The following is a 23,099-nucleotide window of genomic DNA, read 5'->3' as shown; positions in this document are numbered from 1 at the left end:
CCGGTCTTGATCGTAACCGGGGGTGGGGGCGCCGCGGTCGGTGGATCTATCCGGGCAGAAACGTGACGGTCTCGTCAAGCGGGGCACGACCGGTGCGTGAGTAGCTGACCGAGATGTCCTCGTAGCCAACGGACATGCCACAGAACAGCATCAGCTCGTCGGGCGGAGACACCACATCGGCAACGGTTCGGCGAACCTGCGACCAGGCCATCTGCGGGCAACTGTGCAGTCCTTCAGCACGAAGCAGCAGCATGACGGTTTGCAGATACATGCCGAGGTCGGCCCACTGCGGCAGGCCGAGATGCCGATCGATGTAGCAGAACAGCGCGACCGGCGCGCCGAAGCAATCCCAGTTCGCGACGGCTGCCCGCTGCCGGGCTTCCCAGTCCTCTCGAGCGATACCGAGTGCGGCGTACCGCTGCTGACCGAAGGCGGAGCGGCGCTCCCGGTAGGGCGACGCCATCTCGGCGGGATACATCTCGAATTCCCGGTCGTCCCAGGCTTCACCTGTAACGACACGCTCGACGGCGATCTTCTTCAGCTCGGCCAGCGGCGCACCGGTCACGACATAGACGTGCCACGGCTGGATGTTGGACCCCGAGGGTGACCAGGATGCCGCTGCCAGCACCCGCTGCAGGATCTCGGGCGTGACGGGCCGATCGGTGAACCCGCGGACGGCTCGTCTGCTCCGCACCGCGTCGTATACGTCCACGTCTCGGTCTAGGACTTCGCGGCCGATTCGAGGAGCCAGTCCTCGAACCGGGTGTCGAACAGTGTCGCGCCCGGGCCGGGCACCAACGTGCGCTCGTCGATGTCGACCCCCCAGTACGACGCGGCGGGATCGCTGACGACGGTGCGACGGTCACCACGGGAGGTCAGCGCGGTGCGGATGAGGTCGGGAAGCAAAACCATGTCGGGGCCGCCGATCTCGGCGATGCCGTTGACCGGTTCCCCGACAGCGGCGATCGCGACTCCCTCGGCGACATCGGCAGCCGCCATCGGCTGGAAGTACTTCGGCGGCAGCACCACGGTGTCCCCCTCGGTCGCGGCGTCGGCGAGCGTGTTGACAAACTCGAAGAACTGCGTCGCGTGCACGATCGAAAAGGGGATCGACCCCGCACTGATCAGCTTCTCCTGGAGGAGCTTGCCCTGGAAGTAGCCGCTCTGTGCGGCGAGGTCCTCGGTACCCACCACCGACAGCGCGACGTGGTGGGTAACGCCGGCGCTCTGCTCGGCGGTCAGCAGGTTGGTGGTCGCGGTGCGGAAGAATTCGATCGCCGAGTCATCCAGCGCGGGCGAGTTGGAGACGTCGACGACGACTGAGGCTCCCGCCATCACCTCGGCCAACCCCTCGCCCGTGAAGGTGTTCACGCCGGTCGAGGGCGCTGCGGCGACAGCCTCGTGGCCGCGGGCGGTCAGATTCTGCACCACTTTCGAGCCCACCAGGCCGGTGCCACCGATTACGACGAGTTTCATGATGATCCCTTCTGGCTTTCGGGAACAGGACAGCTCCCTTACGGCCAGAACGGATGACGGCTGGAAAACTCATCCCGACTGTTGATCCGGGTCAGGACGTGTGCGCGGACAGCTCCACCGGCGAGGCCGTCTGCGTCGCTGTCACCAGCGTGTAGAGCGGCGTGACCCACGCGTGGGGACCGCTGAGGGTCGGCGCGTACGAGGTATGGATGGCGATCGCCGCGTCGGAGATCGTCCCCGTGTCGGGGTTGTAGTCGCACACCGGGTCACCGACATCGCAGACGCTGATGGTCCGGGTGCCGATCGCGGGCGGCAGCGTAGACGTGTTGGTCGACGCCAGGAACGAGTGGTCTTGCGCGACGCCCTCACCGTGACCCAGTGCGACGGCCGTCGACCCCATTTTGATCGTGGTGTCGACCGGCAGCCGGTCGCCATCGGCGATCAACAGCGCGGCGGCCAGGTGCGGGTCGTCCGCGAGGTCGTACAAGTTGCGGTGGACGATCATGGCGCCCTGCGAGTAGCCGGCCAGGACCACCTTGCTGTCCGGGCAACGCTCGGTGAACGCCTTGTACTGCTTTTCGGTCGCGTCCGTACCGTCGCCGACGCTGCCGAGGAAGTCCAGCCAGCCACTGATGCCGCCCTCCAGTGGCACCGGAGCCGCGGGGTACTGGACCGCCTCGGCGTCGATGGTCCGGCCGTCCGCGGCGAGCTGTGATTTGAGCTGCTGGTAGGACTGGTACACCACGGAGCCCATCCCGCCGTTGGCGGTCAGGTTGGCACTGTCGCGTTGACCGGAACCGGCCGCGCCGATCCAGTGGTAGTCAGCGCACCCCGGTGTCGCCGACGCGGTTGCCGCCGTCAGCCCGGCCAGTGCTATACCCGCGGCCAGCACGGCCGATCCCAGGCGTCCGATCACAATGCATTCCCTCCACGGTGTGTCAGCATATTGATCGCCGAACGGGCCACATGCCGTTACATCGGTGGGCCAAACCAGCTGGTCAGCGCCTCGCTCAGGCCGTCCGAGGAACTCTCACCGACCCAGGCGACGTGCCCGTCCGGGCGGATCAGCACCGCGGTGGGCGCCGTCACCTCGCCGAGTGCCGGAAGCTCCCAGACGCCTGGGTAGTGCGCCTTGACCAGGCTGACGCGATTCCCCCATCCGGCGAGATCGATCCCGCCCCGCTCGTCGAGGTCCAGCAGCACAGGACGGGCGGCGTGGAGTAGTTCGAACACGTGCGTTGGCCCGGCTGCCGTCGCAATGTCGAGATCTGGCATCCGACGGCCCAGCAGCGGATGACCCGTCCCAAGGTCGTAGCGGATGTCCAGACCGGACATGCGAGCGGCGAAGGTCTTGCGGGCTGCATCTATTTCGAGCATTTCGGAGATGTTGTCGTGCAACGCTTTGGTGCGAGCATCGGTGCGCAGCAACGCCATCTGCGCCATTGTGGTCTGCAGCACGCGCGCACCCACCGGGTGCCGCTCGGCATGGTAGGTGTCGAGCAGGGTGTCCGGCGCGGTTCCGTTGACCACCTGGGCGAGCTTCCACCCCAGGTTGACCGCATCCTGCAGACCGGTATTGAGACCCTGGCCGCCGATCGGGTGATGGATGTGGGCGGCGTCGCCGGCAAGCAGGACCCGGCGGTCGCGGTAGGCGGCCGCCTGCCGCGCCGCATCGGTGAAGCGTGCAATCGAAGTGGGGCTGTGGATCCCGAAGTCGGTGCCGTAGACCGCGGTAAGTGCCTCGCTCAGATCAGCCAGCGTGGGTTCTGTTGTCGGCCCGACGATTCGCTCGGTCACCATCACCCGAACCGGTTCGGTGTCGCTCTGCCGGTCGAGCCCGTGGATACCGAGGGCGTCGCGGTGAATACCCCACGGCGGTTCGTCGCGGACCTCGACCTGAGCGATCAGATAGCTCGTCGTCGGATCCCAGCCAGGGAAGCCGACGCCGGCCGCCTTGCGAACCAGGCTGCGACCGCCGTCGCATCCGAGGAGATATCCGGCGCGAAGGCCGCCACCATCAGACAGCTCGACCTCGACTCCGGCCTCCCGTTGGGTGAAGCCCGTCACCCCTGCTCCCCGACGGATTGGCACACCCAGTTCCTCCACCCACTCGGCGAGGAGCCGTTCGATCTCGTTCTGCCACAACGCTAATCCGTAAGGATGGGGTGTGGGAAAGTCGCTGATGTCCAGCCGGATCTGCGCGAACCCGGCGACTTGAACTGCCTGCCCGGCGGCCAGGAACCGGTCGGCGATCCCCCGCTGATCGAGTAGTTCGATCGTCCGGCAGTGCAGACCGCCGGCCCGCTGACCGATCACCTCCTGGCTGGTGCGGCGTTCCACGATCGCGACGTCCACCCCGGCCAGCGCCAGCTCGCCCGCGAGCATCAGCCCGGTCGGCCCTCCCCCGGCGATCACCACGGCGTGGTCGTAGTCAGAATCACGCATTCATGCCCCCTGTGCAGTGAGTTTCCCTTGAGGGCAGCGATTTTGCGCCATGCAGGGGGTCTTGCCGCAAGCCCCCCGGTGCGCTATATGTTGAAAGTGGCGGGGGGATGTCGTCCCGCAAATCCCAGTGACCGGACGCGCCTGCGTCGGCTACAGCACGGCGTCGGCAAGTAGGTCGACCTGGTCGATCGACGCGACGGCGGGATGAAAGAGCAGCCGATCAAACCCGAGGTCTCGGTATGCGCGTACCGCCGCCCGCGCATCATCAGCGGAGTGAATCATGTCGTCCACGTTGAGTTTTGCGTACTCAGGCCTGAAGCCGTAGTAGCGGGCCAGGTGGTCTCGTCCCTGCTGTGGTACGTCGCCATCCCCGAGCGCGAAGTTCACCGAGGCGTGAATCTGGGGGGTTCCCGCGCGCCCCGCCGCCTGCCACCCCGCGCGTATCCGCTCGGCGAATGCCGACTGCGTGTCGAAGTCGCGCAGCGCCCCGGCCACCCATCCGTCGCCGACGGTGGTGGCCCTGCGGATCGTGGCCTCCGACCGTCCGCCGAAGAGCAGTGGAATCGACACGGACTCAGGGCAATACCCCGCATCAGCGCTCCAATCGCGCCGCATCGCGATCAGCTGCTCGTCGAGGATGCGCCCCCGCCTGGTGAAGTTCACGCCCACCGCGTCGTAGTCGTCAGCCCGCGATCCGACTCCGATGCCGAGCGTCAGACGGGACCCCGCACACGCCGCCAGGCTGCCGAGTTGTTTTGCCAGCACAGGCGTCGAATAGAGAGGTGCCAGAAGCACATTCGTCACCAGTCCGAGCGTGCTCGTCGCACCCGCCGCCACCGACAGCGAGATGACCGAGTCCAGACTCGGGTACAGCAGCCGGTCGATGGTCGTGAGGGATTCGAACCCGCGCTCCTCGGCGCGACGGGCCCACGAACCGATCACCGCACCGCTGACACCTGCGACATGGTTTGGCAGCCCGATACCGATTCTCATGACATCCTCCGATTCCATCGGCCACGGCCGCGTCGCTCGTCCAGTCAGCCCAGTCTCGGATCGTCTGGTCAGATCCACCACATCTTCGCTCAGATGCGGCGGCTATCGTCATTGGCGTCAACTTCTGCGTACCGTTATCTGCATGACAGCCCCGCTGGACGGCAAAATTCTGCACGCGCTTCAGCTGTCCCCGCGCGTGTCGTTCCGGCGGATCGGTGACGTACTGGGCGTTCCCGAACAGACCGTCGCACGCAGATATCGCGCGCTGCTCCGCGACGGTGCGATCCGCGTTGTCGGCCTGGTGGACCCACGGGTGTATGGCGAGTGCCAGTGGGTCGTCCGACTGCGAACCAGGCCCGACGCATTGCTCAGCGTGGCCGAGGCCCTCACCCAGCGACCGGAAGTCACCCACGCGAACGTGTTGTCCGGATCCACCGAGCTGGTGTGCATCGTTCGCGCACCGCTGGCCGAGCACAGCGACGGGATCCTGCATCGCCTGCCGCGCACCTCGGCGGTGTTGAGCATGACGGTCGATCTGGTGCTGCACGTCTTCGGAGACTCCTCCGGTGCGGTGTGGACCGGCTACGGTCACACCCTGACCGCCGCGCAGATAGCGGCCTTGGTAGACGTTCGACCCGAACAGTCCGGTGTTGTGGTCCCGCCGGCCAGCGAGGATCTTCCCCTGCTCGACGCACTGGCACGAGATGGCCGGATTTCCCACGCACAGTTGGCCGAGTTGACCGGCTGGTCGCCCGCCCGGGTCAAACGCCGCATTGCGGCGATGGAGTCAGCGGGCACCCTGACCTATGACGTGGACGTGCTCACCGAGCGGTTGGGCTTTGGAGTCCATGCCCTGATCTGGATGGCGGTTGCCCCCCGCGATCTGACGAGTGCCGCCGAACAGCTTCTCGCACATGCCGAGATCGCCTCGGTGGTCGCCGTGAGCGGACCCCATAACCTGCTGGCGGTCGTCATTGCCCACGATGTCGATCACCTGCACCGCTACCTCACCGATCAGCTGGGGACCGTGCGTCCTGTGCAGGGGTATGACGTCAGCGTACGAACACAGCGGCTCAAGCAGGCCGGCTCGCTGATCTCGCACGGTCGACTGCTGAGCATGCGGCCGACTCGGAGATAGGCCATCATCTACGAACATGACTCGGGAGCACCGTCGGCGGGCCTGCCGGATATGAGCGCGACGCCGGCCGAACCCGTGGCCTGGCCCGCAGGTAAGCGGGCCGCGGCATGTTTCACGTTCGACATCGATGCCGAATCGGCTGTATTGAACATCGATGCGGCGCATGCCGATCGGATGTCGGTGATGTCCCACCAGGCCTACGGGCCGCTCGTCGGGGTGCCCCGGCTTCTGGCACTGCTGGCACGACACGAGGTCCGCTCGACGTTCTTCGTCCCCGGTTACACCGCGGTCCGCTATCCCGATGTGGTGCGCGCGATCGTCGACGGCGGCCACGAGGTCGCGCACCACGGCTATCTGCACGAGGTCCTCACCGGCATGACCCCTGCGCAGGAGGGGGCGGTCCTGGACCGCGGCACCGAGGCACTGGCTGCGATCACCGGTGAGGCCCCGGTCGGCTTCCGGGCTCCGATGTGGGAATTGAACTGGCACTCACCAGGATTGCTCGCCGAGCGGGGCTTCCTCTACGACACCAGCCTGATGGACGCCGACTATCCGTACGAACTGCGGGTGGGCGCCACCGGCACCAGTCTCGTCGAGATCCCGGTGCAGTGGGCGCTCGACGACTGGGAGCAGTACTGCTACCTGCCGGATATCTCCGGCAGCGGACTGATCGAGAGCCCCCGCAAGGCCGCCGAGATCTGGCGGCTGGAGTTCGAGGGTCTGCGCGCGGTCGGCGGCTGCTTCGTACTGACGAACCATCCTTTCCTGTCGGGACGGCCTTCTCGAGCTGCCGCGCTGGAGGAATTGGTCGAGCACGTGGTGTCATGCTCGGATGTCTGGGTGGCACCGCTGCGGGACATCGCCCTGCATGTCCGCGGTCTGGGCCTGCCACCCCGCTCGGTCGAACGGCCTGATCCGGCGGACTTCTGACGCTGGCGCGTAACCCCGGTCAGGTGTCGGTGTTGTTGGCCGCTTCGAAAAACGCCAGTTCCAACTGCATCGCCCGCCGGTACGCGCTGCGCACCTCGGGACTGTCCGGTGACTGCTCGTCAAGCAGGTTTTCCAGCTGGCGCGTGATTCCGTCGAATTCCGGTGCGGCATATGTCTGTACCCACTGCGCGTACGGCCCGGCCGAGTCGGCGTCGAGCGACTGGCCGAGCCACGCGTACAGCCGCATGCACGGCGTCATCGCCGCATAGGTGACCTCTGGCGGTCGCGTCGCCGCGGTCGCGAGAAGGAACTCGGTGTAGGCACTCGTTGCCGCCAATGGTTCGACGTCCGCCATGTCGATGTCCCACGAGCCGGCGTAGGACGCATGCAGTCCCAACTCCTCGCGAACCCCGGCGATCAAATCGGCCAGAACCAGCAGCGTCGAGGTGTCCGGACTGCGAACCAAGGCCAATGCATATGCGCGGGCGAAGGATTCGAGGAAGAACGCGTCCTGGGCGAGGTATGCGGCGAAGCGCTTGCGCGGCAACGATCCGTCTGCGATACCGCGAACAAACGGATGCGCCAAGATTTCGGCGGCCAGATCGGCATTGCGCGACCACAACTGAGCAGACAACGTCATATCGCTCGAGCCTAGCCGCGGAACTGGGTGTGCTGCGCCTCGGCGAGCAACACCCGGGCCACCCACTCCACGTGGTTCAGCGATTCGTCCAAGGTCAGTCGGCCGGCGCGCAAGCCGGCGAGCGCGGCGCTCAGCGCGGCGTTGAGGCCGAAACTGACCTGCGGGATCAGCTCTGGCGCGACGCCGGTCAGCAGGCGGTTGTACAGCTCGACGTTGGTGCGCTCCATCTGATCGATCGACGAACGCACTTCGGGATCGGTCGACGTCATCATCTGCAGCATCAGGGCGGTCATCGCCGGATTGCGGTTGAACGCCCGCTGGGCACGGCGCAGGTAGTCCAGAACAGCAGGCAGCGGGTCGCTGTCGGCGGGGCCGCCGCCAGACAGCATGCGGCGGGTCAACCGCTTCTGCCAATCCGCCAGTGCGGCGGCCAACAGGTTCTCCTTGGAACTGAAGTATCGGTACAGGGTGGCCAGTGCGACCCCCGCGCGTTGAGCCACGTCCCGCATCTGGACCGCATCGGCACCGACCTCACCGATCAGATCGATCACCTCTTCGATGATCTTGGCGCGACGGGCGAGCTGACCGCTGGTCATGTCCGACATCGGGATGATCCGGCCCGTCGGCGACATCAGATCGGGAGCTGGTGTGTTCACGCTGTCACCTCCGATCAGCCCAGAACGGTCTTCTGCGATGCTACGGCAGGTTAGTCGAGAATGGGGATGTAATGCCAGCTAGCGGCTTGACACAAAGTAGAACCGTGTTTCACTATGGTGGTCGCGGCGGCACCCCGCCGGTCTCTTGGGATGGGAGGACGCCATGGCCGGACCGGTCGGTCTGCCGGTGATCGACACGATGATCGGTTTCCCGCACGAGGGGACCGCTCAGTACGACTTCATCCGCAAGCAGACCAAGGATCGCCAGTCCAGAGAGGACTTCGACTTCCCGGTCGAGTACATGTTCAAAGACGTGCCCAAGGGCCTGCCCACCGATGATCCCGTATCGCTGCTGCTGCAGCAGATGGACCGGTTCGGCATCGAGAAGTCGATGATCGGCGTGAGCGAGGGTTCTGCGGCGGAGCTCGCGCTCAAGATGTTCCCCGATCGGTTCATTGCCTCGGGCAATGTCAACGACCCGAACGACGTCATGGGCACCGTCAACAACATCCGCCGGGAATACGAGACATACGGTATCCGCGCTGTGTCGTGTTTCCCGTCGGGCACCTTTCCCCAGGTGCCGATCGACGACCCGAAGATGTACCCGGTCTACGCGACCTGCGTCGAACTAGGCCTCCCGATCTTCTGCTGCGCCGGTGTCCCCGGCCCGCGCATTCCGATGGCGCCACAAGAGGTTTCGCGCATCGACATCGTGATGTTCGACTTCCCCGACCTGGTCTTCGTCACCCGCCACGGCTGCGAGCCCTGGCAGGACCTCGCCGTCAAGCTGATGCTCAAGTGGCCCAACCTGTATTACTCGACCTCGGCATTCGCACCGAAGTATTACCCCAAGGAAATCATCGACTACGCGAACACCCGCGGGGCCGACAAGATCATCTACGCCGGCTATTTCCCGATGGGTCTGTCGCTGGAACGCATCTTCAGCGATCTGCCCAAGGTGCCGTTCAAGGACGAGGTGTGGCCGAAGTTCCTATACGGCAATGCCGCTCGGATTCTAGGACTGGAGAACTAACGCAGTGTTGGCGATCACGATCGAGCAGGAGCAGCTGGCCGAGGCCGTGAGCCAGTTCGCGGCCCGGCACGCCCCGATCGACAAGACGCGGGCCGCCCTGGACTCGATCGCAGCCGGTGAATTGCCAACGTGGTGGGAGGAATTCACCGCCAACGGCTTTCATGCGGTGCACCTTCCCGAAGACGTCGGCGGCCAGGGCGGCACGCTCGCGGATATGGCGTGCGTCATCGAAGCAGCCGCGGCTGCGCTACTGCCGGGCCCGCTGCTCAGCACGGTCTCCGCCAGCGCCGTTGCGAGCCTGGCCGACGAGTCGGCGGCGGCACTCCTGTCCGACCTCGCCGGCGGTGCGACGGCCGCGGTGGTGCTGCCCGAAGACTCCGGTGTGCGGGCGGTGTCCGACGGCGACGGCTGGCGATTGACCGGATCGATCGATAGCACGCTGGGATTAGTTGCCGCGCAGCGCATCCTGCTGTCAGCGCACACCGAGGACGGAGCGGAGCTGTGGTTCGGCCTGCCGGTGGGACCGGACATCGCAGTCGAGCAGCAGCGGGGCACCGACCTGAGCACTGACGTCGGCGTGCTCACACTCGACGGCTATCCGGCGACCGCGGGTCAACGGCTATCGGGTATCGACACCGAACGCGCTCGGTGTCTCGTCGCGGCGCTGACGGCGTGCGCCTCGGCGGGTACGGTGCGCAAGGGCGTCGAGACCGCGGTGAACTACATCCGCACCCGCGAGCAGTTCGGCAAGCCCGTCGGGTCGTTCCAGGCACTGCAGCATAAGGCCGCGATCCTTCTGGTCAACGCGGAACTGGCCTCGGCGTCGGCATGGGATGCGGTGCGCGCGATCGACGAGAGCATCGAGCAGCACCGGCTGGCCGCCGCCTCGGCCGCGTTGATGGCGGTCTGCGCCGGCCCCGACCTGATGCTGGACGCACTGCTGATGTTCGGCGCGATCGGCTACACCTGGGAACACGACACCCACCTGTACTGGCGGCGCGCCACCAGCCTGGCCGCATCGCTGGGACCGTCGCCACGGTGGGCCCGGGAGGCAGGTGAACTGTCCCGCACGCTGAAGCGCTCTACCGCAATCAATCTCGGCGACGACGTCGAGTCGGAGTTCCGCGCCGGCCTGGTCAAGACGCTCGACCAGGCCATGGAGCTACGGAACGAGACGCCCACCGACGACCGTCGGGCGCCCGGGCTCGCCTACGGCTCGCAACGGGACCTGCTCGCAGACGCCGGCTTGGTTGCCCCGCACCTGCCCGCGCCGTGGGGCGTCGCGGCCACACCGGTACAGCAGGTGATCATCACCGAGGAGTTCGACAAGCGCCCGGATCTCGTGCGGCCCTCGCTCAACATCGCGGAGTGGATCCTGCCGACGATCCTCGACAGCGGAACCGACTCACAGCGTGAACGATTCGCGTGGCCGATGCTGCGAGGCACCGAGCGCTGGTGCCAGCTGTTCAGCGAGCCGGGCGCAGGCTCGGATCTCGCGTCGCTGACCACACGCGCCGCGAAGGTCGACGGCGGCTGGCTGGTCAACGGGCACAAGATCTGGACCTCGTCGGCGCACGTCGCCCAGTTCGGGGCGATGCTGGCACGCACCGACCCGGATGCGTCGAAACACGGTGGCATCAGCTACTTCCTGGTCGACATGTCCTCCCCCGGCATCGAGATCAGCCCGATCAAGCAAGCCAGCGGACACTTCGACTTCAACGAAGTCTTCCTCACCGACGTCTTCATCCCCGACGACATGCTGGTCGGTGAACCCGGCCAGGGCTGGGACCTTGCCGTGGCCACCATGGCCGTCGAACGCACGGCGATCGGCAACTACGTCAACCTCGATCGGTCCGAAGCCCTGCGGCGGGTGGCCGACGCCGACGGGCCCGATCACGACACCGTCCTGCAGGCGCTTGGCGGAATCGAAGCGCACACCACCGCCATCAAAGCGATGGTCCTGCGTGAGACATTGCGCCTGGTGCAAGGGCAGGGCCCGGGACCGACATCGAGCATCGCCAAGTATGCGATGGTTCTGTTGCTGCGCCGTGCCTCCACTGCCACGCTGAGTCTCACCGGACGCCTTGCCATGCTTGAGGATTCGGATCCCCCGGTGATCAGTCCCTACTTCGACATGCCGTCCGAGCTCATCGGCGGAGGCACAGCAGAGATTCAGCTGACCATCATCGCCTCGATGATTCTTGGCCTGCCGCGGAAATAGTTGGAAAGGACCGAGCCATGACCACAGCGCTGCCGTTCACGTTCTTCGACTGTGACAACCACTATTACGAGGCCGAGGACGCGTTCACGCGCTACATCGACCCGAAGCTCAAGAAACGCGCCATCCAGTGGGCACAGCTCGACGGCCGACAGCGGCTGCTGGTCGGTGGCAGGGTCAATCGATTCATCCCCAACCCGACGTTCGATCCGGTGGGCAAGCCCGGCGCCCTCGACGAGTACTTCCGCGGTCGCAATCCGCATGGTTCCGACCTGAATTCGCTGTTCGGGGAGCTCGAGCCGATCCGGCCGGAGTATCGCAACCGTGACGCGCGGCTGGCGACCATGGATGCCCAGGGCATGCAGGGCTGCATCATGTTGCCCACCCTCGGAGTCGGTATGGAGCAGGCACTGCTTCCCGACTTCGACGCGACGGTCGCCACGTTCCGGGCATTCAACCGCTGGCTGGACGACGACTGGGGATTCGCTTATCAGGAGCGGATTTTCACCGCACCCTACATCACCATGTGCCGTCCGGCCGAAGCGGTGCGCGAGCTCGAATGGGCGCTGGAACGCGACGCGCGTTTCATCGTCATGATCCCCGGTCCGATCACCACCGAGGTCGGCATGCGTCCGCCCGGCGATCCGATGTTCGACGAATTCTGGCAGCTGGCCAACGATTCCGGGATCACGGTGTGCTACCACTCCGGGGAGACCTACTACTCGAAGTTCATGCCGGCGTGGGGCGAGTCCGACTACATGATGTCCTTCAACGCGCTGCTGGGCTTTCGCAGTCTGTTCAGCGGTGACGCGATCCAGGACACGTTCGCCAACCATCTGCACAACGGGCTGTTCCTACGGTTCCCGAATCTGCGGATCGCCTGTATCGAAAGCGGATCGACGTGGGTGTTTCATCTCTTCGAGAAGCTCACCAAGTCCTGGGGTCAGATCCCGTTTATCTACAAGGAAGATCCGCGCGAAACGTTCAGACGTCACGTCTGGGTGTCGCCGTTCTACGAGGACGAACTGGCCAGCCTGCTCAAGCTGATGGGTGACGACCACATCCTCATGGGTTCGGACTACCCCCACGTCGAAGGTCTGGCCGAACCGGCGTCCTACATCAAGGACCTGCAGAACTTCGACTACACGCCCGATCAGTGCCGTAAAGTCATGCGCGACAACGGTATCGAGCTGTCGATCCGCCGCCCGGTGTAGTTGCCGTTCGTGAAAGTCGCCAAGGCGGGCCTGGTCGCCATGCTGCTGGAGGCCGGCGAGGAAAATGCCGCCGTTCTGCTGGCCCGCTCGACGCTGCCCGATGAGCTGGACATCGACACCGATCTCGACATCCTGCTCACTTTCGGGCTGGAGCGTGATCTCGTCGACGAGGTGGCGCGGATGACGATCGGAGCGATCGAGCCCGACGACGTGAACACCCGCCGCCGGCGCGACCTTCTGGACAAGACCATCTCCCGACGATGGGCCGCGCTCGTCGACCGCTGGGTCACTTAGCGTTTCGCCGGCTACATCCGGTAGGCGATCCAGTCGCCCAGCGGAATCATCGCTGCCGCTGCGATGAGACCGATCGGAATGCCGAGCAGCGGCGTCCACCGGATACGGGTGGCGAGATACGCACCGGCCAGAGCGGTCACTGCGCCCACCGCGAGACATGCCCAGGGAATCCCTACAAGTACGTTCTGGCCGCGGGCCGTCAGCGAGCAGACCCGCTCGGTGCTGCCGTCGTGGCAGCCGGCGGTGGCCATGGCGAGCGGGAACAGCGAGAGGAACGCGACGACCAGTCCCGCGGTCAGCAGCAGCGCGAGGATCGCGCCGAACCATATCCAGTGCGTATCGAAGCGCCCGTGCCCGGGGCGCTCGGCAGAGGAACCGGGTGCGCTCATGGGTTCACGCTAACGCTCGCACCGAGCGCGGGAGCTGTCGTCGGGAATTCCGAGAATGTCGGCGACAACCCGCACGCTCGACGGGTGCCGCGGGAGTCGACGTTGTGATGCAACAGAATTGACCACAGGTCTCGACCGCGGCCAGTTCGCCCGGTAGTCTCGAACAGTCGAGAAGGACCAGGAGCGGTACCGGTAAGCCCGCTCCCTTCCGCAAGGAAGCTCCGTGCCGCCCCGGCGGACCCGCGACAAGCAACTGGCGCTGCTGCGCCGGTGGCTTGGCGCGCATGTCGAGAGCGTAGCCCTCAGTCGCCGGTGCCAGAGCGCCTCCGAACAGGAGGAAGTCATGCCATTCATCCGAACCGACGCCGGAATCGTCACCCAGATCAACACGTTCACGGTGCCCGAAGGCGGGCAGCAGCCGCTGATCGAATTGCTCGAAGAGGCGGCGCGATTCGCCAGTACCACTCCCGGCTGGCGCTCGGCCAGTCTGCATCGCAGCCACGACGGCACCCGGGTGGTGAACTTAGCCCAAAGCGACAGCCTCGAGGCGGCACTGCGGGTGATCGAACGTTTACGTGCAGCAGGATTTCTGGAGCGCAACGCCGAACTCGGCGAGGCCCATCCCGGGCTCTACGACGTGGTCTTCGCATTAGAGCGCTGAATCCACACCAGTGAGGCACAGTATCCCTGGTGGACAACTACCTCTCCGACAAGATCGCCGTTGTCACCGGTGCCAGTAAGGGAATCGGTTTGGCCATCAGCCAAACCATGGCCGCCGCGGGCGCGCACGTCATTGCCGGAGCCCGGCACAACAGCGCCGAGCTGGAAGAGCTCGAGGCTACCGGCCTGGCCACGTTCGTCGCCGCGGACCTCGCGACTCCCGAGGGGGCTAGGGCCGTGGTAGAGGCGGCCGCGCAGCGCGGCGGACTCGACATCCTGGTGAACAACGCCGGCGCCGTCACGCCGCGATTCGACGGCGTGCTGTCGGTCACCGACGACGACTGGTCGGCGAGTCTATCGGTGAACTTCCTTTCCGCCGTGCGGGTCACGCGGGAAGCCATCCCGCACCTGCTGCGCCGCGGTGGCGGTTCGATCGTGATGATCGGCTCGGTCAATGCGACCCTGCCGGAGTGGAACATCGTCGATTACGGCGCCGCCAAGGCCGCCTTGGCCAACTTCGCGAAGGCCGTTTCGAAAGAGTTCGGGCACAACGGTATTCGAGTGAACACCGTCAGCCCCGGACCGGTGGCCACTCCACTGTGGCTGGCCGAGAAGGGTATCGCCGCGCAGTTCGCCGCAGCCAGCGGGGCCACCCCGGATCAGGTCATCGACTCCGTGGTCGCCGCCTCGGCGACCGGACGATTCACCACCGCGCAGGAGGTGGCCGACCTCGTCATGTTCCTTGCGGGTGAGCACTCCGCGAACATCACCGGCTCCGACATCCGGATCGACGGTGGCTACGTCACCACCCTGTAGGCCCCGAAAGGAGCTTTGTGAGTACCAAACTCAATTCCGTCATCTTCATCCACGGCCTATGGATCCACGCCAGCGCGTGGCAGCCGTGGCTGGACGTGTTCACCCAACGCGGCTACGCGGTGTCGGCGCCGGGCTGGCCGGGCGACAGCGACAGCGTTGCCGCTACTCGCGACAACGCCGATGCCCTCAACGACATCGGGATCGAGGCCATCGTCGACAACTACGCGGAGATCATCACCGCGGGCGGCAAGCACGCGGTGAAGCCCGTCGTCATCGGGCATTCCTTCGGCGGTCTCATCGCCCAGGAGCTACTCGCCGGCGGCCACGCCGCGGCGGCGGTCGCCATCGATCCCGCACCCATCAAGGGGGTGAAGACACTGCCTTGGGCCCAGCTGCGCTCAGCGTTCCCGGTTCTCGGCAACCCGGCCAACAGGCACAAGACGGTGTCGTTGAGCGACAAACAGTTCCACTACGCCTTCGGCAATATGCTGACCGAGGAGGAGTCCGCCGAGCTGCACGACAAGTGGGCGATTCCCGGCCCGGGTCGCCCACTGTTCGAGGATGCCACCGCCAACTTCCACAAGGACTCGCCGGCCAAGGTCGACACCCACCTCGTCGATCGGGGGCCGCTGCTGTTGACCTCGGGCACCGAAGACCACACGGTGCCGCTGAAGGTCACCAAGGAGGTCTACGAGCTGTACGCCAAGGGCGGCTCCGACACCGAGTTCCACCAGTTCGCGGGCCGCGGTCACTCGCTGACCATTGACGCCGGCTGGCGTGACGTGGCCGACGTGGCCCTCGAGTGGTTGGCCCGCAAGGGATTTTGACGATGGCGGACATGACTGCGCTGCGCGCACACCGCCGCGGCGGGCCTGAGGTCCTGGTCGTGGAGCGGGCACCGATTCCCGTGCCCGCTGCCGGCGAGGTTCTGGTCGAAGTGCATGCCGCTGCCATCACGTTCGACGAACTGACCTGGGACGAGACCTGGCAGCGCAACGGTGCCGACCGCACTCCGACGATCCCGTCGCACGAGGTATCCGGTGTCGTCGTGGGCACCACCGACGAGGTCTACGGCTTGATCCCCTTCGACCGAGACGGTGCCGCAGCCGAATACGTCGCCGTGCCCTCGTCGTGCCTGGCCACCCGTCCTGCCACCTGTTCCCATCTGGCGGCCGCTGCGTTGCCGCTTGCCGGGCTGACCGCATGGCAGGCTCTCGTCGAGCACGCCGATGTGCAACCGGGTGAACGCGTGCTGGTTCACGGCGGCGCCGGCGGAGTCGGTGGACTTGTCATCCAGCTCGCCGCCCGGATGGGCGCGGACGTCACCACGACAGTTCGGAGCGATGTCACCGGCCTCATGCGTGAGCTGGGCGCGACGACAGTGATCGACACGCGCGCCGATGCGTTCGACGCTCCGGGCGCGGTGTACGACGTCGTGGTCGACACCGTCGGCGGGCAGACGATGGAACGATCCTTCGGGGTGCTACGTCCCGGCGGGCGACTGGTCACGCTCGCGGCTCCACCTCCGCCGGGCAAAGCCGAGGAGTTCGACGTCGACGCCACGTTCTTCATCGTGACCCCCGACCGCGCCCAGTTGGCCGAGCTGGCCGCACTGGTGGACGCCGGCGGGATGCAAATCGCCATCGCTGAGACTTTTCCCCTTCGGGACGGCCGTGCGGCATTCGAGAGCGGCGCCCGACCGCACAGGCGACCGGGTAAGACCGTCCTGATCGTGCGCGACTGACGAAAGCAGCAACAGATGCATGACCTCGAGAACGCGATCCGCGACCGCCGGTCCATCCGCTTGTTTCTCCGCGACAAGCCGGTGCCCAAGGAGTTGATCACCGAATCACTCGAGCTCGCGATACGCGCGCCGTCCAACTCAAACATTCAGCCGTGGCACGTGGTCTTCGCATCGGGCCCGGCCCGGGATCGGCTGGCCGAGGCGCTGCTGGAACAGGCCGATATCGAGGCTCCGAACGTACCCGAGTTGCCGGAGTCGTTCGCCCACCTCCGCCGCGAGCTGGGCGCACTGGTTTACGGCGCGATGGGCGTGGCCCGCGACGATGCCGAAGCCAGACGCCTCGCAGTCCTGCGCAACTGGGAGTTCTTCCGCGCACCCCTGGCCGGAATCGTCTGCATGCACCGGGATTTGGGCGATGTCGACGCGGTCGGGGTCGGGATGTTCCTGCAGACCTTCCTGCTCGCCCTCACCGCGCGTGGGCTCGGCAGCTGCGTCCAGGTGTCCGTGGCCGGCTATCCCGAGGTGCTGCGCGAGCAGCTGGGCATCGGCGATGAGATGCGCATCCTGTGCGGGGTTTCGATCGGCTATCCCGATCCGGAATTCGCGTGCAACCAGCTGAACGTGCCGCGAAATCCGCTGGAGGCCAACGTCACCTTCATCGACAGCTGATCAGCGCGCCAGGTCCCACTGGCCGAAGTCAGGCGCCAGCACGTCGTCGACATCGACATGCACGCCGTCGATGAGCACACCCGGATCCGACGCTGTCACGACCTCCCGCTGGAAGAGCACAGCGGCAGGCTCGCGCACACCGCCCGACCACGCTTTGGTCTGCCAGGCCCACCGATAGCCGGGTGTCGTGGAATGTCCTACGACGCCGTCGCCGATCGCCCATCCCACTTGCCGCGCCCCGCCGTAAATTCCGGTGCGCTCGACGCCGATCACCGAGTTGATGCCGCGAAACCATTGGATCGCGGTGCTTGTCCAGGTGTCGGAGCTGATGTCCTCGTCGACGCTGAAGAAGATCGGCGCCGAGTTCGGGCCGCCGGCGGCGCCGTGAATTCGCAGCGCGGTCTGCGCGTCGGCAACGCCCCCGTCGAAGCCGCGGGTGAAGTCCGACGGCGTCGGCCAGCCCGGCTTGCCGAACTGGTAGCAGCTCACGACGTGCAGACCCGCCGCGAGGAGTCCGTCGGCGTAGTCGCGGGTGACCGGCTTGAAATCGAAGGTGGCGCCCGGCCGCAGCTCGGACACGTACACCAGCGCCCCGGCGTAGCCGGCGGCTTTGATCTGCTCCGGGCTCACCAGACGGTCGGCGAAATCGACGAGTTGCAGCCCGTCGGCAGCTGCCTCGGGCGCATCCAGCACTGCGGCGCCGGCCAGCGCCATGAGGGCATACCGAAAGATATCCCGCCGATTCGGCCCGGTCACGACCGCGCCGTGATCAGCGAGGGGTCACCCACTCCGATGGTGATCTGCGGATTGGCCGCGGGGTCAAGCCAATTCAGGATCGACCGCATCTCGTCGCGGCCGATGGCGACACATCCCCAGGTGGGATCACCGTCGGACACGTGCAGGAAGATCCCGGCCAACTTGCCGGGGATCCGGTTCGGGTTGGACGTGATGTTGACCGCGTAGTCGTAGACCGGACCGGAGTCGTAGAGGTTCTCCGCGATCGCCGAGGGCTGATCGCCACTGCGGACATGGGTGTTGTATCCCGGCGATTTGGGGTCCTCGTCCCACCAGTCCTGGTCGGTGGCCTGGAAGTACGGCATCTTGGTTCCGGGGTTGGGCTGGCGTCCGAAGGCCTGGTCGAATCCGAAGGTGCCTTCCGGAGTGCGGTAGACACCGTCGGCCGGGGCGCCGACGCCGAGTTCGCCGACCTTGGCAGGCGTGGGGCCCAACACCACCTTCCAGTCCTGTCCCACCCGCTGGAAGGCGGTCAACGTTCCGGTGGTGGCATTCGCGGCGGGCACGCCGACGACGATCCACTGTGAGGAGTCCGGCGCCGCATTCGCCGTGGGCGCCAACAGCAAGCTCAACAGCATTGCCAGGCCGATCCGCATCACGACGCTCGCCACGGCGTTCATGGTAACCGGGGGGTGCGGGCGATCGGCGGTAGCGAAATGGCCTTTCGCCGGGATTGGACAGTACTGGACCGTACTGCCTGGGCGCTCTATGGTGGGCGCTGTGACCAGGATCGTCGACTACGCGGCGGAATCGTCGCCGTGGTCGGCGCGCGAGGCGGAGCTGCTCGCGGCCACGCTGCAGCTGTTGCAACAGCACGGGTACGAGCGGTTGACCGTGGATGCGGTTGCCGCGACCGCCAAGGCGAGCAAGGCCACGGTCTATCGGCGCTGGCCGTCGAAGGGCGAGCTGGTGCTGGCGGCCTTCATCGAGGGAGTCCGGTGCGCGGCGGTCCGCCCCGACACCGGGTCGCTGCGGGAAGACCTGCTGCGTCTGGGCGAGGCGATCACCGAGCACGCCGCGGAGCATTCCGCGACGATCCGTGCGGTCATGGTCGAGGTTTCCCGCGATCCGGCCCTGCGCGAGGCGATGCAGCATCAGTTCCTGGATCAGCGAAAGGCCTTGATCGAGTCGGTGCTGCAACACGCTGTCGACCGTGGTGAGATCCAGGCGGAGGCGATCACCGAGGAACTCTGGGACCTGATGCCCGGATACCTGATCTTCCGGTCGATCGTGCCCAATCGCCCTCCTGATCGGCGGACGGTGCAGGTGATCGTCGACAACGTCATCGTCCCCAGCCTCACGCGTCCTATCAGCTGAAACGAAGTGTTGCCTCAGGTGATCCAGTACCGTACCGTACCGCCTAGAGCGATCAGCCCCTGCTGACCGGGAAAAGATCTCTCCCCGCCAAGTAATCGTGTTCGCCGGTTATCGAAAGGCTAACGGGTGCAGAGGGTTTCGACGGAGGCTCCAGACCAGCAGGCAGCAGATCGCACGCTGACCCACCGGTTCGCGCGGCTGACCCGCACGCTATGCATCCCCATCCTGCTGTTCTGGCTGGCGGTCGCTGCGCTCAGTAACGCGTTGGTGCCCCAGTTGGAAGTCGTCGGCCAGGCCCAGAACGTGGCCTTGAGCTCACCCGATTCACCATCGCTGCAGGCATTCAAGCGGATCGGCAAAGTGTTCGGTGAATTCGATTCCGACAGCGTTGCGATGATCGTGCTCGAGGGCGACCAACCGCTCGGCGCCGACGCGCACCGTTACTACGACGAGTTGCTCAAGCGAGTGGCCGCCGACCGTAAACACGTTCAGCACATTCAAGATTTCTGGGGCGATCCCCTAACCGCCGCCGGTGCGCAGAGTCCGGATGGCAAAGCCGCCTATGTGCAGGTGTACCTCTTCGGAAATCAGGGCGAAGCACTGTCGCTCGAATCCGTCGACGCTGTTCGCGACATCGTCGATCACACGCCCGCGCCCCCCGGGGTCAAGGCCTATGTCACCGGCGCGGCACCGCAGGTCGCCGATCAGTTCGAGACCGGTGACAAGGGCACCGTGAAAGTCACCCTGCTGACCATCGGCGTGATCGCGATCATGCTGCTGCTGGTCTACCGCTCGGTGGTCACGATGGTGCTGATGCTCATCACCGTGCTCATCGAGATGTCGGCCGCGCGCGGTGTCGTGTCGTTTCTGGCCAACACCGGACTCATCGGGCTGTCCACGTACGCGACCAATCTCCTGACGCTGCTCGTGATTGCGGCCGGCACCGATTACGCGATCTTTCTCGTGGGCCGCTATCACGAAGAGCGGTCCGCAGGCGTGGACCGGCAGACGGCGTTCTTCGACACCTACCGGGGCACCTCCCATGTCATCCTCGGCTCGGGCCTGACGATCGTCGGGGCCGTCTATTGCTTGGACTTCACCCGCAATCCCTATTTCCGAACCTTGGGTATCCCGTCGGCGATCGGCGTCTTCGTCACGCTGATCGCGGCGCTGACCTTGGCCCCGGCGATCCTGGTGATCGGCAGTCACTTCGGCCTGATGGATCCCAAGCGGCGAGCCAAGACTCGTGGCTGGCGGCGTATCGGCACCGCGATCGTGCGCTGGCCCGGGCCGATCCTCGTCGTCTCGCTGGGGATCGCGCTGATCGGCCTGCTGGCACTGCCCGGTTACAAGACCAGTTACGACGTCGGGGCCTACATGCCCGCCGACGCCCCCTCCAACGTCGGCTACACCGCAGCGGAACGACACTTCTCCAAGGCGCGACTCAATCCAGAACTGGTGATGATCGAATCCGATCATGATCTGCGCAACCCCACCGACATGATCTTGCTGGAGCGGGTGGCCAAAGCTGTGTTCCACACACCCGGCATCGCCCTGGTCCAATCCATCACGCGCCCGCTGGGCACACCGCTGGACCACAGCTCGGTGCCATTTCAGATCAGTGCTCAAAGCAGCGCGCAGATCAACAACCTGCCGTTCCAACAGGCCCGGGCAGCCGACCTGCTCAAGCAGGTCGGCGAGATCGACAAGACGATCAACATTCTGCGTGAGCAGTACTCGCTGCAGCAGCAGAGCTCGGAAGCAACCCACGAACAGGTCGAGGCGTTCCACAAGACCGTCGAGGTGGCGCAGGATCTGCGCAACAAGATCGCCAATTTCGACGACTTCTTCCGGCCGCTGCGCAACTACTTCTACTGGGAGCCGCACTGTTTCGACATTCCGATCTGTGCAGCACTGCGATCGGTGTTCGATGCACTTGACGGCATCGATGCTCTGACCGACCAGTTGGCCAATGTCACAGCCAGTTTGGACAAACTGGATGCGCTCCAACCGAAGCTGCTGGCCCTGATCCCGCAACAGATCGACAGTCAGCAGGCCAATCGCGATCTGTCGATGACGAACTACGCCACCCAGTCCGGTATCTACGACCAAACGGCGGCCGCACTGCAGAACGCAACGGCCCTCGGCGCGGCGTTCGACGCGTCGAAGACTGACGACTCCTTCTATCTGCCCCCAGAAGTGTTCAGCAACAGCGAGTTCCAGCGCGGCCTCAAACAGTTCCTGTCTCCGGACGGCAAGGCCGCGAGGATGATCGTCACTCACGACGTGGATCCCGCGACGCCCGAAGGGCTTGCGCATATCGACGCGATCAGGCACTCCGTGCAGGAGGCCGTCAAGGGGACGCCGCTGGCCGGGTCGAGCATCTACATCGGTGGTACGGCGGCAACCTACAAAGACATCGCCGATATGGCGAAGTACGACTTGATGATCGCGGGCATCGCGGCGCTGAGCCTCATCCTGCTGATCATGATGTTCGTCACCAGGAGCATCGTGGCCGCGTTGGTGATCGTCGGAACGGTGGCGCTCTCGCTGGGCGCCTCGTTCGGTCTTTCAGTGCTGGTATGGCAAGACCTGCTGGGCAAGCCGCTGTACTGGGTGGTGCTCGCGTTGGCGGTGATCCTGCTACTTGCGGTGGGTTCGGACTACAACCTGCTGCTGATATCGCGGTTTCAAGAGGAGATCGGGGCCGGCCTGAACACCGGCATCATCCGCGCCATGGCCAGCACTGGTGGCGTCGTCACCGCGGCGGGCCTGGTGTTCGCCTTCACCATGGGCTCGTTCGTCTTCAGCGATCTGCTCGTACTCGGCCAGATCGGCACGACCATCGGGCTGGGGCTGCTGTTCGACACCTTGATCGTGCGGTCGTTCATGACGCCTTCGATCGCCGCGCTGCTGGGCAGGTGGTTCTGGTGGCCGCTGCGCGTGCGACCACGGCCGGCCAGCACGATGTTGCGCCCCTACGGATCCCGGCCCGCGGTGCGCCAACTGCTGCTGTGGGACGACTGACGGCACTGTCAGCTAAAACACATTGTTTCCACATTGAGATCCACGTTTGTCTCATTTGCAACACGGGTAACTTTAGTAACAGCGTCGTGGTATAGGCGCCGCCCTGAACAGCTAAGAAAGAAGCGAATGGATCATCGTGATGAACACAATCCTGTACTTCAGCACCAACGGCCCCGTCTATGAGACACGCGCCTACTCCAAGGCCGATATCGACCGCCTGTTCCAAGGCCGTCAGCTTCACTGCCTGACCAGTCCCGACCGCCAATTCGACTTCTGGTTCAGCCCCTCCTCGCCAGGCTGCCAGAGCCGGATCAATGAGCAAGCCACTGAAGTGCTCCTGGCGACAACCAATTTCACCGCCAAGTCGGTGCCGCTGCTCCCCGGCTGTGTTGTCGTCGCCACCCACGATGCGGACGGCGACCTCGATGGCCTGAGCTGGCAGCAACTCGATCTGCTGGTCCGAAAGAACCGTTCGCTCACCACTCGCGAGCTGCGCGTTCTGGATAAGCGGATTCAGCGCCAGAACCGGCGCCAGGCCCGGCCCGCCCGCCCGGCCGCCGCCACGCCGACGCCCGTTGCCAAGGCGCCGCGGCGCACACCGGTCACCCACTGAGCATCTGCCTCAAGACCCTTCCCCGAGCCGGG

General features: G+C 65.6%; 24 protein-coding genes. 14 read left to right on the top strand and 10 right to left on the bottom strand.

The window, feature by feature from the left end; translation table 11 throughout:
• Positions 1 to 46: 46 nt before the first annotated feature.
• The 5 genes from G6N32_RS00455 to G6N32_RS00435 all read right to left on the bottom strand — a co-directional run bounded on the left by G6N32_RS00455 (position 47) and on the right by G6N32_RS00435 (position 4,914).
• Entirely contained in the window at positions 47 to 712 is a 666-nt protein-coding gene (locus G6N32_RS00455; protein ID WP_115317837.1) for a nitroreductase, read from the bottom strand.
• Positions 713 to 720: 8 nt separating this feature from the next.
• Positions 721 to 1,476 carry an SDR family oxidoreductase gene (locus tag G6N32_RS00450; protein ID WP_115317838.1) on the bottom strand — a complete coding sequence of 252 codons (756 nt, stop codon included), beginning with the start codon at positions 1,474 to 1,476 and terminating at the stop codon, positions 721 to 723.
• 91 nt (positions 1,477 to 1,567) lie between these two features.
• On the bottom strand, positions 1,568 to 2,392 hold the full coding sequence (locus G6N32_RS00445) for a cutinase family protein (RefSeq protein ID WP_115317839.1): 825 nt from the start codon (positions 2,390 to 2,392) through the stop codon (positions 1,568 to 1,570).
• 56 nt (positions 2,393 to 2,448) lie between these two features.
• Positions 2,449 to 3,921, bottom strand: coding sequence for an FAD-dependent monooxygenase (locus G6N32_RS00440; protein ID WP_115317840.1), 1,473 nt, complete (start codon positions 3,919 to 3,921; stop codon positions 2,449 to 2,451).
• 150 nt (positions 3,922 to 4,071) lie between these two features.
• The gene (locus G6N32_RS00435) at positions 4,072 to 4,914 is read right to left on the bottom strand and encodes an LLM class flavin-dependent oxidoreductase (RefSeq protein WP_115318929.1); all 843 of its coding nucleotides are present in this window, start codon (positions 4,912 to 4,914) and stop codon (positions 4,072 to 4,074) included.
• A gap of 142 nt (positions 4,915 to 5,056) precedes the next feature.
• Between G6N32_RS00435 and G6N32_RS00430 the strand changes: the two genes are divergently transcribed.
• Both G6N32_RS00430 and G6N32_RS00425 read left to right on the top strand, forming a co-directional pair.
• Entirely contained in the window at positions 5,057 to 6,052 is a 996-nt protein-coding gene (locus G6N32_RS00430) for an Lrp/AsnC family transcriptional regulator (protein WP_115317841.1), read from the top strand.
• Between the two features lie 51 nt (positions 6,053 to 6,103).
• A complete protein-coding gene (locus G6N32_RS00425; protein WP_115317842.1) occupies positions 6,104 to 6,982 on the top strand; it encodes a polysaccharide deacetylase family protein in 879 nt (292 codons plus the stop codon).
• Positions 6,983 to 7,001: 19 nt separating this feature from the next.
• Here G6N32_RS00425 and G6N32_RS00420 read toward each other — a convergent pair whose 3' ends face one another.
• On the bottom strand, positions 7,002 to 7,622 hold the full coding sequence (locus tag G6N32_RS00420; protein WP_115317843.1) for a TenA family protein: 621 nt from the start codon (positions 7,620 to 7,622) through the stop codon (positions 7,002 to 7,004).
• 11 nt (positions 7,623 to 7,633) lie between these two features.
• Positions 7,634 to 8,278, bottom strand: coding sequence for a TetR family transcriptional regulator (locus G6N32_RS00415; protein ID WP_232077417.1), 645 nt, complete (start codon positions 8,276 to 8,278; stop codon positions 7,634 to 7,636).
• 163 nt (positions 8,279 to 8,441) lie between these two features.
• Between G6N32_RS00415 and G6N32_RS00410 the strand changes: the two genes are divergently transcribed.
• From G6N32_RS00410 to G6N32_RS00395, 4 genes are read left to right on the top strand one after another with little or no spacing between them, the layout of a single operon-like run.
• Entirely contained in the window at positions 8,442 to 9,311 is an 870-nt protein-coding gene (locus tag G6N32_RS00410; protein ID WP_115317844.1) for an amidohydrolase family protein, read from the top strand.
• A 4-nt stretch (positions 9,312 to 9,315) separates the two neighbouring features.
• Positions 9,316 to 11,532 carry an acyl-CoA dehydrogenase family protein gene (locus G6N32_RS00405; RefSeq protein ID WP_115317845.1) on the top strand — a complete coding sequence of 739 codons (2,217 nt, stop codon included), beginning with the start codon at positions 9,316 to 9,318 and terminating at the stop codon, positions 11,530 to 11,532.
• 17 nt (positions 11,533 to 11,549) lie between these two features.
• Complete coding sequence (locus G6N32_RS00400; RefSeq protein WP_115317846.1) at positions 11,550 to 12,743, top strand: amidohydrolase family protein; 1,194 nt, start codon at positions 11,550 to 11,552, stop codon at positions 12,741 to 12,743.
• 9 nt (positions 12,744 to 12,752) lie between these two features.
• Positions 12,753 to 13,037, top strand: a complete 285-nt coding sequence (locus G6N32_RS00395) for a hypothetical protein (protein ID WP_147291965.1) — start codon at positions 12,753 to 12,755, stop codon at positions 13,035 to 13,037.
• Between the two features lie 11 nt (positions 13,038 to 13,048).
• Here the strand turns inward: G6N32_RS00395 and G6N32_RS00390 are convergent, their stop codons facing one another.
• Positions 13,049 to 13,426: a hypothetical protein gene (locus tag G6N32_RS00390; protein ID WP_115317848.1), complete on the bottom strand. Its 378-nt coding sequence runs from the start codon at positions 13,424 to 13,426 to the stop codon at positions 13,049 to 13,051.
• Between the two features lie 223 nt (positions 13,427 to 13,649).
• On the opposite strand from G6N32_RS00390, the gene G6N32_RS00385 reads away from it, so the two are divergent.
• From G6N32_RS00385 to G6N32_RS00365, 5 genes are read left to right on the top strand one after another with little or no spacing between them, the layout of a single operon-like run.
• The gene (locus G6N32_RS00385; protein ID WP_197935798.1) at positions 13,650 to 14,087 is read left to right on the top strand and encodes an antibiotic biosynthesis monooxygenase family protein; all 438 of its coding nucleotides are present in this window, start codon (positions 13,650 to 13,652) and stop codon (positions 14,085 to 14,087) included.
• Between the two features lie 29 nt (positions 14,088 to 14,116).
• The gene (locus G6N32_RS00380) at positions 14,117 to 14,902 is read left to right on the top strand and encodes an SDR family NAD(P)-dependent oxidoreductase (protein WP_115317850.1); all 786 of its coding nucleotides are present in this window, start codon (positions 14,117 to 14,119) and stop codon (positions 14,900 to 14,902) included.
• 17 nt (positions 14,903 to 14,919) lie between these two features.
• Positions 14,920 to 15,729: an alpha/beta hydrolase gene (locus tag G6N32_RS00375; protein ID WP_197935796.1), complete on the top strand. Its 810-nt coding sequence runs from the start codon at positions 14,920 to 14,922 to the stop codon at positions 15,727 to 15,729.
• Between the two features lie 11 nt (positions 15,730 to 15,740).
• Positions 15,741 to 16,646, top strand: coding sequence for an NADP-dependent oxidoreductase (locus G6N32_RS00370; protein WP_115318932.1), 906 nt, complete (start codon positions 15,741 to 15,743; stop codon positions 16,644 to 16,646).
• A gap of 15 nt (positions 16,647 to 16,661) precedes the next feature.
• Positions 16,662 to 17,315 carry a nitroreductase gene (locus tag G6N32_RS00365; RefSeq protein WP_115317851.1) on the top strand — a complete coding sequence of 218 codons (654 nt, stop codon included), beginning with the start codon at positions 16,662 to 16,664 and terminating at the stop codon, positions 17,313 to 17,315.
• Here the strand turns inward: G6N32_RS00365 and G6N32_RS00360 are convergent, their stop codons facing one another.
• Together G6N32_RS00360 and G6N32_RS00355 are read right to left on the bottom strand one after the other, a co-directional pair.
• Positions 17,316 to 18,029, bottom strand: a complete 714-nt coding sequence (locus tag G6N32_RS00360; protein ID WP_115317852.1) for a DUF1906 domain-containing protein — start codon at positions 18,027 to 18,029, stop codon at positions 17,316 to 17,318.
• Positions 18,030 to 18,067: 38 nt separating this feature from the next.
• The gene (locus tag G6N32_RS00355; RefSeq protein ID WP_232077414.1) at positions 18,068 to 18,730 is read right to left on the bottom strand and encodes a L,D-transpeptidase family protein; all 663 of its coding nucleotides are present in this window, start codon (positions 18,728 to 18,730) and stop codon (positions 18,068 to 18,070) included.
• 88 nt (positions 18,731 to 18,818) lie between these two features.
• Between G6N32_RS00355 and G6N32_RS00350 the strand changes: the two genes are divergently transcribed.
• The 3 genes from G6N32_RS00350 (at position 18,819) to G6N32_RS00340 (ending at position 23,067) form a co-directional block, all read left to right on the top strand.
• Positions 18,819 to 19,427 (top strand): TetR-like C-terminal domain-containing protein, encoded by a 609-nt coding sequence (locus tag G6N32_RS00350; RefSeq protein WP_115317853.1) that lies wholly within the window; start codon positions 18,819 to 18,821, stop codon positions 19,425 to 19,427.
• A gap of 177 nt (positions 19,428 to 19,604) precedes the next feature.
• Complete coding sequence (locus tag G6N32_RS00345) at positions 19,605 to 22,454, top strand: MMPL/RND family transporter (protein ID WP_115318934.1); 2,850 nt, start codon at positions 19,605 to 19,607, stop codon at positions 22,452 to 22,454.
• A gap of 139 nt (positions 22,455 to 22,593) precedes the next feature.
• On the top strand, positions 22,594 to 23,067 hold the full coding sequence (locus tag G6N32_RS00340) for a hypothetical protein (RefSeq protein ID WP_115317854.1): 474 nt from the start codon (positions 22,594 to 22,596) through the stop codon (positions 23,065 to 23,067).
• Positions 23,068 to 23,099: the final 32 nt, after the last annotated feature.

It is taken from the genome of Mycolicibacterium aichiense, assembly GCF_010726245.1.
Lineage (GTDB): Bacteria > Actinomycetota > Actinomycetes > Mycobacteriales > Mycobacteriaceae > Mycobacterium > Mycobacterium aichiense.
This window is presented reverse-complemented; position numbering and strand designations above follow the sequence as displayed.

What these genes read in the sequence shown, in the direction of transcription:
- G6N32_RS00370 (WP_115318932.1), top strand. Translation starts at nt 15,741, where the DNA reads ATGACTGCGCTGCGCGCACACCGCCGCGGCGGGCCTGAGGTCCTGGTC.
- G6N32_RS00390 (WP_115317848.1), bottom strand. Translation starts at nt 13,426, where the DNA reads ATGAGCGCACCCGGTTCCTCTGCCGAGCGCCCCGGGCACGGGCGCTTC.
- G6N32_RS00400 (WP_115317846.1), top strand. Translation starts at nt 11,550, where the DNA reads ATGACCACAGCGCTGCCGTTCACGTTCTTCGACTGTGACAACCACTAT.
- G6N32_RS00360 (WP_115317852.1), bottom strand. Translation starts at nt 18,029, where the DNA reads ATGGCGCTGGCCGGCGCCGCAGTGCTGGATGCGCCCGAGGCAGCTGCC.
- G6N32_RS00340 (WP_115317854.1), top strand. Translation starts at nt 22,594, where the DNA reads ATGAACACAATCCTGTACTTCAGCACCAACGGCCCCGTCTATGAGACA.
- G6N32_RS00435 (WP_115318929.1), bottom strand. Translation starts at nt 4,914, where the DNA reads ATGAGAATCGGTATCGGGCTGCCAAACCATGTCGCAGGTGTCAGCGGT.
- G6N32_RS00355 (WP_232077414.1), bottom strand. Translation starts at nt 18,730, where the DNA reads ATGAACGCCGTGGCGAGCGTCGTGATGCGGATCGGCCTGGCAATGCTG.
- G6N32_RS00365 (WP_115317851.1), top strand. Translation starts at nt 16,662, where the DNA reads ATGCATGACCTCGAGAACGCGATCCGCGACCGCCGGTCCATCCGCTTG.
- G6N32_RS00420 (WP_115317843.1), bottom strand. Translation starts at nt 7,622, where the DNA reads ATGACGTTGTCTGCTCAGTTGTGGTCGCGCAATGCCGATCTGGCCGCC.
- G6N32_RS00440 (WP_115317840.1), bottom strand. Translation starts at nt 3,921, where the DNA reads ATGCGTGATTCTGACTACGACCACGCCGTGGTGATCGCCGGGGGAGGG.
- G6N32_RS00450 (WP_115317838.1), bottom strand. Translation starts at nt 1,476, where the DNA reads ATGAAACTCGTCGTAATCGGTGGCACCGGCCTGGTGGGCTCGAAAGTG.
- G6N32_RS00430 (WP_115317841.1), top strand. Translation starts at nt 5,057, where the DNA reads ATGACAGCCCCGCTGGACGGCAAAATTCTGCACGCGCTTCAGCTGTCC.
- G6N32_RS00410 (WP_115317844.1), top strand. Translation starts at nt 8,442, where the DNA reads ATGGCCGGACCGGTCGGTCTGCCGGTGATCGACACGATGATCGGTTTC.
- G6N32_RS00350 (WP_115317853.1), top strand. Translation starts at nt 18,819, where the DNA reads ATGGTGGGCGCTGTGACCAGGATCGTCGACTACGCGGCGGAATCGTCG.
- G6N32_RS00425 (WP_115317842.1), top strand. Translation starts at nt 6,104, where the DNA reads ATGAGCGCGACGCCGGCCGAACCCGTGGCCTGGCCCGCAGGTAAGCGG.